The organism is Micromonospora violae, assembly GCF_004217135.1.
Taxonomy (GTDB): domain Bacteria; phylum Actinomycetota; class Actinomycetes; order Mycobacteriales; family Micromonosporaceae; genus Micromonospora; species Micromonospora violae.
Window position 1 is genome coordinate 2,169,847 of the sequence record NZ_SHKK01000001.1, and the last position, 11,682, is coordinate 2,181,528.

The 11,682-nt window shown below is 73.8% G+C and carries 7 protein-coding genes; 4 read left to right on the forward strand and 3 right to left on the reverse strand.

The annotated features are described in order from the left end of the window. Window positions 1-39: 39 nt before the first annotated feature. Together EV382_RS09895 and EV382_RS09900 are read right to left on the reverse strand one after the other, a co-directional pair. Window positions 40-1,578, reverse strand: coding sequence for a pyridoxal phosphate-dependent decarboxylase family protein (locus tag EV382_RS09895; protein WP_130401267.1), 1,539 nt, complete (start codon window positions 1,576-1,578; stop codon window positions 40-42). Between the two features lie 73 nt (window positions 1,579-1,651). Further along, window positions 1,652-2,683: an ABC transporter substrate-binding protein gene (locus EV382_RS09900; protein ID WP_130401268.1), complete on the reverse strand. Its 1,032-nt coding sequence runs from the start codon at window positions 2,681-2,683 to the stop codon at window positions 1,652-1,654. A 73-nt stretch (window positions 2,684-2,756) separates the two neighbouring features. Here EV382_RS09900 and EV382_RS09905 point away from each other — a divergent pair, with 73 nt between their 5' ends. The 4 genes from EV382_RS09905 to EV382_RS09920 are packed head-to-tail and all read left to right on the forward strand — an operon-like array spanning window position 2,757 to window position 7,781. Continuing rightward, window positions 2,757-3,869 carry a FecCD family ABC transporter permease gene (locus tag EV382_RS09905; RefSeq protein ID WP_425271881.1) on the forward strand — a complete coding sequence of 371 codons (1,113 nt, stop codon included), beginning with the start codon at window positions 2,757-2,759 and terminating at the stop codon, window positions 3,867-3,869. Next, window positions 3,866-4,894: a FecCD family ABC transporter permease gene (locus EV382_RS09910; protein WP_130401269.1), complete on the forward strand. Its 1,029-nt coding sequence runs from the start codon at window positions 3,866-3,868 to the stop codon at window positions 4,892-4,894. The genes EV382_RS09905 and EV382_RS09910 overlap by 4 nt, the downstream gene beginning before the upstream one ends. Window positions 4,895-4,923: 29 nt before the next feature. Beyond that, window positions 4,924-5,736, forward strand: coding sequence for an ABC transporter ATP-binding protein (locus EV382_RS09915; RefSeq protein WP_130401270.1), 813 nt, complete (start codon window positions 4,924-4,926; stop codon window positions 5,734-5,736). Next, the gene (locus tag EV382_RS09920) at window positions 5,733-7,781 is read left to right on the forward strand and encodes a penicillin acylase family protein (protein WP_130401271.1); all 2,049 of its coding nucleotides are present in this window, start codon (window positions 5,733-5,735) and stop codon (window positions 7,779-7,781) included. Before EV382_RS09915 ends, EV382_RS09920 begins: the two co-directional genes overlap by 4 nt. A gap of 60 nt (window positions 7,782-7,841) precedes the next feature. On the opposite strand, the gene EV382_RS09925 is transcribed toward EV382_RS09920, so the two are convergent. After that, window positions 7,842-11,558 carry a S8 family serine peptidase gene (locus EV382_RS09925; protein WP_130401272.1) on the reverse strand — a complete coding sequence of 1,239 codons (3,717 nt, stop codon included), beginning with the start codon at window positions 11,556-11,558 and terminating at the stop codon, window positions 7,842-7,844. Between the last annotated feature and the right edge of the window lie 124 nt (window positions 11,559-11,682).

The window sequence follows — 11,682 nt, forward strand, 5'->3', positions numbered from 1 at the left end:
GGTTCATCGGCGTCAGCCGACGGGGCAGGTTCATCGGCGTCAGCCGACGGGGCAGGTCAGCTCGGCGGCGACATGGTCGTGCACGTACCGGCCGGCGTGGGTGGCGATCAGGTCGAGCACGTACCCGACGTCGTCGACGGTGGTGGCCGGGTTGAGCAGGGTGAACTTCAGGAAGTGTCGGCCGTCCACCCGGGTCCCGGCGACCACGGCGAGACCGGACGCGGCGAGGGCCTCGCGGGCGTGCAGGTTGGCGGCGTCGGCCAGCTCACGGCCGGGGCCGGTGGGCAGGTAGCGGAAGACGACGGTGCTCAGCTCGGAGCGGGTCACCACCTCGAAGCGCGGGTCTTCGCTGACCAGGTGCCAGGCGTCGGCGGCCCGGTCGACGACCTCGTCGAAGAGCGCGCCGAGCGCGTCCGGGCCCATCACCCGCAGGGTGAGCCAGAGCTTCAGCGCGTCGAAGCGGCGGGTGGTCTGCAAACTCTTGTCGACCTGGTTGGGGATGCGCTGCTGCACCATCCGCGCCGGGTTGAGGTAGTCGGCGTGGTAGGTGGCGTGCCGCAGCGCCCGCCGGTCGCGGACCAGCAGCGCGCTGGAGCTGACCGGCTGGAAGAACGACTTGTGGAAGTCGACGGTCACCGAATCGGCCCGCTCGATGCCGTCGAGCAGGTGCCGGCGCGTGGGCGAGACGAGCAGACCGCAGCCGTACGCGGCGTCCACGTGCAGCCAGACGCCGGCTGCCGTGCAGATCCCGGCCAGGTCGGTGAGCGGGTCGATCGAGCCGAAGTCGGTGGTGCCGGCGGTGCCGACGACGGCCATCACCACCAGACCGGCCTGGCGGCACCGCGCGATCTCCTCGCGGACGGCGGCCGGTTGGATCCGTCGCCGGGCGTCGGTGGGTACCGCGATCACCGCGTCCGGGGCGAGGCCGAGCAGTTTGGCCGACTTCTGCACGCTGAAGTGACCGGCGGCGGAGGTGAGCACCCGCAGCCGGGGCAGCAGCTCGGCGCGCGCGGCCGGGCCGATGGCGTCGGCGCACGCCTCCTCCCGGGCCAGCAGCAGCGCCTGGAGGTTGGACTGGCTGCCGCCGCTGGTGAAGATGCCGTCGGCGCGGGGGCCGAGGCCGATCCGCTCGGCGGTCCAGTCGATCAACCGGCGCTCGATGAGGGTGGCCCCGGCGCTCTGGTCCCAGGTGTCCAGGGAGGAGTTCACGGCGGTGAGCACCGCCTCGCCGAGCAGTGCCGGGATGGCCACCGGGCAGTTGAGGTGGGCCAGGTAGCGGGGGTGGTGGAACCAGACGGCGTCGCGCAGGTAGACGTCCTCCAGTTCGTCCAGCGCGGCGCCCGCGTCGCCCAGCGGACGGTCCAGGTCCACCCGGTCGACCAGCGGGGCCAGCTCGGCCGGCGTGATCCCGGTGCCGGGACGGTCCACGGTGGCCACGCGGCGGGCGACCCGGTCGACGCCGTCGGCGATCGTCCGGCGGTACTGCTCGACCGAGCCGCCATGCAGCAGGTGGGCCCGTGCGGTGGTCGACGCCGGTGGTGGCGTGGTGGTCTCGACGGGGTACGTCGGCACGGTCACGGAATGTCCTTCCACGTTCTCGACGCCGGAACCGACCCCAGGCGCGGCGGTGCGCCTGGGGAATCGGTGTCCGTCAGCTGACCTTCTTCGCGTTCCGGATGGCGGTGGCGAGGTTCTCCAACAGCGGAGCGGAGCCGGCGTACGAGAAGCGGGGCACCGCGTCCCATGCGCTCACCTGGTTGGCCTTGACCGCCGGCAGCTGCTGCCAGGTCGGTTTGGCGGTGAGGTCCTTGGCCTGTAGCGCGGTGCTGCGGTTGTCCAGCAGGATCAGGTCGGCCGGGAACTTGCCGGCGCTCTCCCAGCTCAGCGCCTCGAAGTAGTCGCCGGCTTCGAGCTTGGTGGGGACCACGATGTCGACGCCCAACTCGGCGAAGTACATCAGGTCGGTGCTGACCTTCGGGTTGGAGACGTAGAAGAGGTCGGGGCTGCCGGAGCAGGCCATCACCTTGATCCCGGGGTTGGCCTTGACCGCCTGCCGGACCGCCTCGGCGGCGGCCTCGAAGCGGGCCTTCGCGTCGGTGACCTTCTTCGCGGACAGGTCCGCGCCGAGCGATGCGGCCAGTGCCGCGTACCGCTCGATGGGCCTGGTCATCGGCACCCGGGCGGTGGTGATCGCCACACTGGGCGCCAGCGGGAGGATCTTGGCCTTGCTCTCGTCCGGCACGTACCAGAGCGCGTCCGGGTCGTACATGTGGGTGACCAGCAGGTCGGGGCGCAGGGCCGCGTACTTCTCCAGGCTGAATTCGCCCCACACGTTGCCGAGGATCTCGACGCCCTCGATGTTCAGGTCACCGGCTTGGGGGTCGGCCGTGCCATCGGCCCGCTTGGTCTCACCGAACACGCCCACGAGCTGCTTGTCGAGACCGAAATCGATCAGTGCCGCCGCCACGCCGGTGAAGGCCACCACGCGGGTCGGACGGGCCGCCGCCTCGACCTTCGTGCTGCGGTCGTCGGTGAACGACCAGGGGCCACTTCCGTTGGCGGAGGCGGGTTTCGCGGCGTCGTCCTTGCCACAGGCGGCGAGCAGGGTGGCCAGCGCGGCAGCGCCACCGGCGGCCAACAGGCCACGACGGGAGAGGCGACGGGCGGACAGGGCATCGGGCATGGTGGTGTCTTTCGATCAAGGGTTGGCCGGACTCGACCAGGGCAGCGGGGTTAGGTTAGCCTAACCTCGGTCATTGTCAACAGCGGTTCGCCGTGTCGCCACCACCCCGGAGCCCACACTGGACGCCACACCCACCGTCACCCGACCGGCACCGTCCGTGCCGGCCAGGGGTACGGCCGCACCCCCGAGCCGGCGTGGCCGCCGGGCCGCCCGGTCCGCCGGCCTCATCACCGCCGTGGCGCTGCTCGTGGTGATCGTGGTGCTCAGCATCGCGGTCGGCGCGAAGGCCATGCCGCTCGCCGACGTCTGGTCCGGGTTGCTGCACCGCGACGCCACCGAGTACGCCGTGGTGCACAAGATGCGCCTGCCCCGCACCCTGCTCGGGCTGCTCGCCGGCACCGCCCTCGGGGTGGCGGGCGCGGTCATGCAGGCCCTGACCCGCAACCCCCTCGCTGATCCCGGCCTGCTCGGCATCAACGCCGGTGCCTCCGCGGCCGTCGCCACCGCCGCCGCGTTCCTGGGCGTCACCGCCGTCGGCGGCCACGTCTGGTTCGCGTTGCTCGGCGCGGCGGCGGTGACGGCACTCGTCTACGCCGTCGGTGGCGGACGGGGTGCCACCCCGGCCCGGCTCGCGTTGGCCGGGGCGGCGCTCAACGCCACCCTCTACTCCTACGTGAGCGCGGTGATGCTGCTCGACACCGCCTCGCTGGAGCGGCTGCGCTTCTGGACGGTCGGCTCACTGGCCAACGCGGACTCCGCGACCGTCCGCCGGGTGCTGCCGTTCATCCTGGTCGGGCTGCTGGTCGCGCTCGGCACGGCCCGTCCGCTGAACGCGCTCGCGCTCGGCGACGACGCGGCCCGAGCCCTCGGTGCCCGGCCCGCGCTGATCCGCGCCGCCGTGATCGTCGCGGTCACCCTGCTCTGCGGCGCGGCGACCGCCGCGTGCGGCCCGATCGTCTTCGTCGGGCTGCTGGTGCCGCACCTGGTCCGCGCCCTGACCGGCCCGGACCTGCGCTGGCTGCTGCCGTACTGCGCGGTGCTCGCGCCCGCGTTGCTGCTCGGCGCCGACGTGCTCGGCCGGGTGCTCGGCCGGCCCGGGGAACTCCAGGTCGGCATGGTGACCGCCGTGCTGGGCGGCCCGCTCTTCCTGTGGCTGGTCACCCGCCGACCGGTGGCCCAGCCGTGAGCGTCATCCGTACCCCTGGGGGGTTGTCGGTGCGGTTCCGCCCCCGCGCGTTGGGTGTCGGCGTCGGCGCGGCGCTGCTCGCGGCGGGGTTCGGCCTGGTGGCCCTGGGCAGTGGTGACTACCCGATGGGGCCGACCGACGTGCTGCGCACGCTGACCGGCGGTGGCACCGTGGCCGAGCAGTTCATCGTGTACGAGCTGCGACTGCCCCGGCTGGTCACCGCCCTGTTGGTCGGTGCGGCGCTGGCTCTCGCCGGCACGCTGTTCCAGTCGCTGGTGCGCAACCCGCTGGGCAGCCCGGACATCCTGGGCTTCACCCAGGGCGCGTCGACCGGGGCGCTGGTGGTGGTCGTCCTCGGCGGCAGCAGCCTGGCCCTCGCGGGCGCGGCGGTCGTCGGTGGTCTCGGTACCGGCCTGGTGATCTACACGCTCGCGTGGCGGCGCGGTGTGCACGGCTACCGGCTCATCCTGGTCGGCATCGGGGTGGCCGCGATCCTGACCGGTGTCAACGGCTACCTGCTGACCCGGGCACCGCTGATGGACGCCGCCCGCGCGGTGCTCTGGCTCACCGGCAGCCTGGACGGGCGCGGCTGGGTCAACGCCGGGCCGCTGCTCGCCGTCCTGGTCGTCGTGGCGCCGCTGGTGCTCGTCGGCTGCGCCCCGGCGCTGCGGATGATGGAGCTGGGCGACGACGCGGCCAGCGCCGTGGGCGTGCCGGTACGCCGGCTACGCCTGGTGCTGCTCGCCGCCGCCGTGCTGCTGGTGTCGTTCGCGGCGGCCGCCGCCGGGCCGGTGGCCTTCGTGGCACTCGTCGCCCCGCACCTGGCGAAACGCCTCACTCGGGCACCCGGCCCGAACCTGCTGGCGTCGATGGCCGTCGGCGCGGCGCTGCTGGCCGGCGCCGACCTGCTGGCCCAACGCGCGTTCGCCGGGCACCAACTCCCGGTCGGCGTGGTGACCGGCGTGATCGGCGGCGGTTACCTGGTCTGGCTGCTGGCGATGGAACGCCGGGCGGGCCGGCTGTGAAGAATCGTGACGCCCTCGAAGGAGCACCCATGCGACCCGGCGATTCCCGGCTCGGCGGCACCGCGCTGACCCTCGCCTACGACCAGCGCACCATCGCCGAGAACCTCACCGTGGCGGTGCCCGACCGATCCTTCACGGTGATCATCGGCCCGAACGCGTGCGGCAAGTCGACGCTGCTGCGCGCACTGTCCCGGATGCTGCGCCCCAGCGCCGGTGCGGTGCTGCTGGACGGGCGCGACATTCACGACCTGCCGGCCCGCACGGTGGCCCGTACGCTCGGCCTGCTGCCGCAGTCGTCGATCGCACCGGACGGCATCAGCGTCGCCGAACTGGTCGCCCGCGGTCGCTACCCCCACCAGGGGCTGCTGCGGCAGTGGTCGCGCGAGGACGAACGGGTGGTCGACGAGTCGATGGCCGCGACCGGGGTCGACGACCTCGCCGACCGGGCGGTGGACGAGCTGTCCGGCGGGCAGCGGCAGCGGGTCTGGATCGCCATGGCGCTGGCCCAGCAGACGCCCCTGCTGCTGCTCGACGAGCCGACCACGTACCTCGACATCGCCCACCAGATCGAGATCCTGGACCTCTGCGCCCGGCTGCACGAGGAGCAGGGCCGCACCCTGGTCGCGGTGCTGCACGACCTGAACCACGCGGCCCGCTACGCCACCCACCTGATCGCCATGCGCGACGGACGCGTGGTGGCCGCCGGGGAGCCGGCGTCGGTGGTCACCGCCGACCTGGTGGCGGAGGTGTTCGGGCTGCCCTGCCGGGTCATCGACGACCCCGAGACGGGCACCCCGTTGGTCATCCCCGCGGCCCGCCGCCGCGCTGTCGAGCCGGCATGAACGCCCGGCGGTTCCGCGATCCGTGGGGGGTGCCGCACCTGCGGGCCGACGACCCGCTCGCCCTCGCCACGGCCCAGGGCCGGGTGACCGCGTACGACCGGGCCTGGCAGATCGAGGTGGAACGGCACCGGTCCCGGGGCACCAGCGCGGCGTTCCTCGGCCCGGACGCGCTCGGCTGGGACCGGTTCGTCCGGCAGGTCCGGCTCGACGACACCGCACGGCGCTGCCACACGGCACTGGACCCGGCGACCGCCGAATGGGTGGGCGCCTACGTCGACGGCGTCAACGCCGGTCTCGCCGCCGGGGCGGCCCGGTCGCCGGAGTTCGCCGCCACCGGGCTGCGCCCGGGCCGGTGGGAGCCGTGGACGCCGCTCGCGGTCTGGCTGGGCCACCACATCCTGTTCGCCGGGTTCCCCGGCAAGCTCTGGCGCGAGCACGTGGCGCGGCGGCTCGGGCCGGAGGCGGTCGACCTGTTCGCCACCGACGGGCCGGCCGTGGCCGGCAGCAACGGGTGGCTGCTCGCCGCCGAGCGCACCGGCACCGGGGCCGCGCTGCTCGCTGGCGACCCGCACCGGTTCCTGGAGGACCCCGGCGTCTACCAGCAGATCCGGCTGGCCTGCCCGGAGTACGACGTGGTCGGGCTGGCGGTGCCGGGTGTGCCGGGCATCGCGCACTTCGGCCACACCGGGAAGGTGGCCTGGGCGATCACCAACGCGATGGCCGACTACCAGGACGTGTACGCGGAGCGGCTGCGCCGCGACGGCACCCGGGTGCAGGCGCTCGGCCCGGACGGCTGGCGTCCGGCGCACCGCCACGTCGAGACGATCGACGTGGCCGGTGCCGACCCGGTCCAGGTCGAGGTGGTGGAGACCGACCGTGGCCCGGTGATCGCCGGCGGGCCGGACGACGAGACGGCGCTGAGCCTGCGCTACCCGCCCCGGGTCCGGGGTGACCTCGGTTTCGCGGCGCTCCCGGAGCTGCTTCGCGCCCGGACCGTGGCCGATATCGACCACGCGCTGCGGCACTGGGTGGAGCCGGTCAACGTGGTGCAGGCGGCGGACACCGCCGGTGGGCTGCTGCACCGGGTCGCCGGGGCGGTGCCGGTCCGGCACCCGGAGAACGGCCGGCGGGTGGTCCCCGGCTGGGACGCCGCGCACTCCTGGCAGGGTTGGCACGCGCCGATGCCCCGCGCCGAGGTGGTCGGGCGGGCGGTGATGGCCAACGAACGCGGGCTGGCGGCGCCACTCGGAGTGGAGTTCGCCGCAGGGCACCGGGCGCGCCGCATCGCCGAGCTGCTCGACGCGGGTTCGGCCTGGACGGCCGGCGAGCTGGCCACCGTGCACACCGACACGTACCTGGGCGCGGCCGGGCCGCTGCTGACCGTGTTGGAAGGCGTGACCGGGCTCGGCCCGGCCGCCGCCGCGCTGCGCGAACGGCTGCTGCGCTGGGATCGCCGGATGGCTGCCGACAGCACGGACGCGGCGGCCTACGCCACACTGCGGGCGGCCGTCGTACGCCGGATCGCCGCCCACCCGGCCCTGGCCGAGCTGGCCGAGCCGCCCGCGTACCCCGAGGTCTTCGCGCCCTGGCTGGCGTTGACGCCGCGCGTCGGTTACGCGCTGGAGCACCTGCTCGGCGCGACCCCGCTGCCCGGTGTGGACGTCACCGCGCTGGTGGGCGCGGCGGCCGAGGAGGTCGCCGGCGCGGCGGCCGAGGAGGTGCCCTGGGGGGACCTGCACCGGCTGGTGTCGTGGCGGGCCCTGCCCGGCTCGGACGCCGGGCCCGGCCCCCGGCTCGACGGCGACCACGACTGCGTGTTGGCGACCTCCAGCGTGCCCGGGGTCACCCACCGGTGCTTCCGAGGGCCGGCGGCGCGTTTCGTCTGGGACCTGGCCTGTCGTGCGGACAGCCGCTGGGTGGTCCCGCTGGGCGCCTGCGGGGTGCCCGGGGACCCGCACCACGACGACCAGAGCGCCGCGTGGCTGGCCGGGGACCTGCTGCCGGTCAGCACAGACTGGGAGCAGCTCACCGAGGAACGGGACTGACCGAGCCGGCCGCCGCCGGGGTACGCGAGGCACCCCGGGCGGCGGCCGGCCGCGGTGGCGTCAGCGCAGGCCGAACGCCCGGGTGATGCGCTGGTCCACGGTGTTGCCCGCGGCGTCCCGCGCGGTGGTGCGCAGGCTCACGAAGCCGGCCTTCGCCGGTGCGGCCAGCGTGGTACGCCAGCCGTCGCCGTGCCGGGTCAGCCGCTGCTTCTGCCAGGTCGCCCCGTCGTCGTAGGACACCTCGACGGTCACCGCACCGATCGTGCCGGTGACGTCGGGCAGGTGGGAGGCGACCACGGTCAGCGGTGCCCGCCGTGCCGCCCGACCGGCGGAGTCGATGTCCACCTGGTAGTCCAGCTGGATCATCGGCAGCACCTCGGCCGACTCCTCCCCGGTGGCCGCCGAGCCGAAGCCCCACTCGGTGCGGGTCTGCCGGGAGTACGGGTTGGTCCAGGCCGCCCGGTCGTTCTCCACCACCAGCCGGTACGGCAGTCGCTGCGACGCCAGCCCGGAGACCTGGAGGTACTCGGCGTTACCCCAGTTCAGCTCCTGGTCACCCTGGTAGAGGGTGGTCCGGTTGACCATGTCGTAGTTGGCGTACGCCTCACCGATGTGGCCGCCCCCGTCGCCCCACCCGGGCGCGGGGAGATAGACGGTGTCCAGGTACCGCAGCGGCACGTAGCCGCCGCCCATCCGGGGTCGCTGGATCGGCCCGAACCAGGTGACGGCGCTCGGCTTGCCGGCCGGGTACGTCGTCACCGCCTGCAGGTGCTGACCGGTCTCCCCGGCGATGAACGCGTCGTCGATCCACCGCTGGTCGGCGCTCACCCAGTCGGTTCGCCGGCCCTGCGCCGGGGCCGGCTCCTGGTTGCTCGACGCCCAGCCGCGCCAGACATCGGTGCGGAACTCCAGCGCCTTGCCCTGCCGGTAGTTGCGGAACTCCACGTCGACCCGGGCCAACTGCCGCTTCGTCGGCCGGTAGGTGGGGTCGGCCGGCACCGTGCCGGTCCAGTGGTGCGCCACGTCGTACAGGTAGGTGGTCTCCGGGTGCGACTCGACGGTGAGCCGCACCGGGCCGCGCTCCAGCGCGGCGATGAGCTGCCCACCCTCGTCGGCGCCGAGCGTCGCCACGGTCACCGGGGCCGGGCTCTCCGGGCTCCACGCCGCCTCGTCCCACGGTTGCAGCCGACCGACACCGTCGTTGACCACCAGCAGCAGCTTCGCCCCGGCGGCCGCGGCGGCCTGCGCCTGGGTGGCGATGTCCACGCTGTCACTGCGGCGCACCACCACGGCCCGGTCCCGGACCGGCCGCTTGGCCAGCCCCGCCGCCGACGCGTCGGCGACGTAGACAGCGTCCAGGTCGCGACGACCGGCCGGCAGCGCCGGGGTCGCCCGCTTCACCCGCAGATCGTCGTACGAGCGACCGCCCGCGGAGACCGTCAACGCCGGCTGTTCCAGTCGCCACCGGGCACCGAACTCGAACTCGCCGTCGGTGACCGGTCGGCTCGTCGGCAGCGCCCACATGCTGTCGTACGAGTCGTCGGGCAGCACCTGACTCTCGGTGAGACCGTTCTTCGTGGACCGGTGGATGTCCATCCGCAGCGCGCTGGCCGTCGCCTCCTGCGGCACCCGGGCCTGCACCTGGCGGGCGGCGCGCGCGTCCAGGGTGACGGTACGGTCCCGGTCCAGGAACACATCGGTGAAGCTGAGCATCGCCATGCCCTTGGAGTGCGGTCCGTGCACGCCGCGCACGTCGGCGGAGATCCAACCGTTCCAACTCGCCACCGGCAGCCGCAACGTGGCGGTGCCGCTCTCGGGCAGGTCCACGGCGGTGAACAGGGTGTCGGCGGTGAGGATCACCTTGCCGACGAGCGGCTTGCCGTCCCGGTCCTTGGCGACCAGCGTCAGGTTCTGCCGCTGGCCCTCCTTGCCGGCCCCGATCAGGGTCCGGCCGCGCACCGAGCCCGCCTCGTCGGTGGCCACGATCATGCCACTGACCTGCTTCTCCACCGGCAGCTTGTCGTACGCGGCGGTCAGCGTCACGGTGGCGGTGCCGCCCGTCGGCACGGTGACCCGGTCGGCGGAGAGCGTGAACAGGCCCTCCGGTGCGGTGGCCGCGTCGAGGGCCAGCTTCAGGACGACCGGCGCGCTGCCCACGTTGGTGTAGGTGACCGTACGGTCGACGGTCCTGCCCGGCTGCTGCGGCCACGCCTGGAAGCCGGAGTAGGCGCTCGGGGTGGCGAAGACGGTGGCGTGCACGGCGGCGACGGCGTCGACCCGGCCGGCACCCGCCTGGTACGGGGTGTATTCGGGGGTGGCCTTGACCGTGCTGACCAACGCCTCCTTGATGCGCTGCCCGGTCCAGTCCGGATGCGCGGCGGCGACCAGCGCGGCCGTGCCGGCCACGTGTGGGGTGGCCATCGACGTACCGCTCATCAGCGTGTAATCCCCGGAGCCGCCCCGCACGAAGTGCGAGCGGGCCGCCAGAATGTCCACACCGGGGGCGGTGATCTCCGGCTTGAGCCCGCCGTCGCCGGCGCGCGGGCCCTGGCTGGAGAAGTCGGCGAGGTGGTCGGTGTTGTCGACCGCGCCCACGGTCAGCGCCGAGTCGGCGGCACCCGGGCTGCCGATGGTGGCCGGGCCACTGTTGCCGGCGGCGATCACGAAGAGGGCACCGGTCTCGGCGCTCAGTCGCTCGACCGCCTGGCTCATCGGGTCGCTGCCGTCGGTGGCCTCACCGCCCAGGCTCATGCTGACGACCCGGGCCTTCTGTTCGCGGGCCGCCCACTCCATCCCGGCGATGATCCACGAGTTCTGGCCGCTGCCCTCGCTGTTGAGCACCTTGCCGACGTGCAGCCGGGCACCGGGGGCCACACCCCGCTCAGCGCCACCGGACGCGGCGCCGGTGCCGGCGATCGTCGAGGCGACGTGCGTGCCGTGGCCCTTGTAGTCGAGGATGTCGGGCTCGCTCGGCACGAAGCTGCTGGATCCGGCGATCTGGCCGACCAGATCGGGGTGCTCGGCGTCCGCGCCCGAGTCGAGCACCGCTACGTCGACACCGGCGGCGGTGTTGCCCTCGGCCCAGATCGCCGGCGCGCCGATCTGCGCGGTGGACTCGGCCAGGTCGGCGTGTACCCGGCCGTCCAACCAGACCTTCGCGATGCCGTTGGCCAGAGTCGGGGCGTCGCCCGTACGACGGGCCGCCGAACCGGCGGTGAGCGCTGCCCAGAACCGGTCGGCGGTGGCGCGCTGACGGGTCAACGCCGCGCCCTGCACGCTGTCCAACGGTCGGACCAGCTCGGCACCGTCCAGGGCGGGACGGGTGCGGTTGCGGGCGGCGGCGTCGGTCATCGTGACGATCAGCGGAAGCGCGTCGGTGTGCGCGTCGTCGTAGCCGTCGGCGATGAGGTCGGTGACGTTGAACAGTTGCCGGTCCAGCACGCCGCTGGTGACGTAGGACAGCGCCGCGTCCGGGTAGACGTAGGTGTCGCCGTCGCGCACGGTGCGGTGGAAGCTCGGGGTGCTGCCGTCCGGGCGGCGCACGGTCGACACCGTACTGCCGTCCGCCGAGGTGGTGACCGTGACCGTGTCACCGGTGATCAGGGTGACGGTGGACACGCGTCCGGCGGCGGCCGGAGGCTGACCCGCCGGGCGGTGGGGGTTGTTCGGCGGCGCGGCGGCCGCTCCCGCGCCGGGTGGGGTGAACCCGGCCGCCAGGGTGAGGGCGGCGCCGAGGGCGATCAGCCCGGTTCGGCGGCGCCGGTGAGACAGAGCCACGATGACCTCTTTGTGTCGAGAAGTGGTACGCACCACAGCATCGACGCAGAGCCCGTCTCTCCACCCCGCCGTCCCCCGACGCACTTACGCCATGACGCAAACCCGCCACCGCGCCCGCCACCGC

Coding starts and splice junctions, on each gene's coding strand:
- EV382_RS09900 (WP_130401268.1), bottom strand. CDS start 2,683: ATGCCCGATGCCCTGTCCGCCCGTCGCCTCTCCCGTCGTGGCCTGTTG.
- EV382_RS09920 (WP_130401271.1), top strand. CDS start 5,733: ATGAACGCCCGGCGGTTCCGCGATCCGTGGGGGGTGCCGCACCTGCGG.
- EV382_RS09915 (WP_130401270.1), top strand. CDS start 4,924: ATGCGACCCGGCGATTCCCGGCTCGGCGGCACCGCGCTGACCCTCGCC.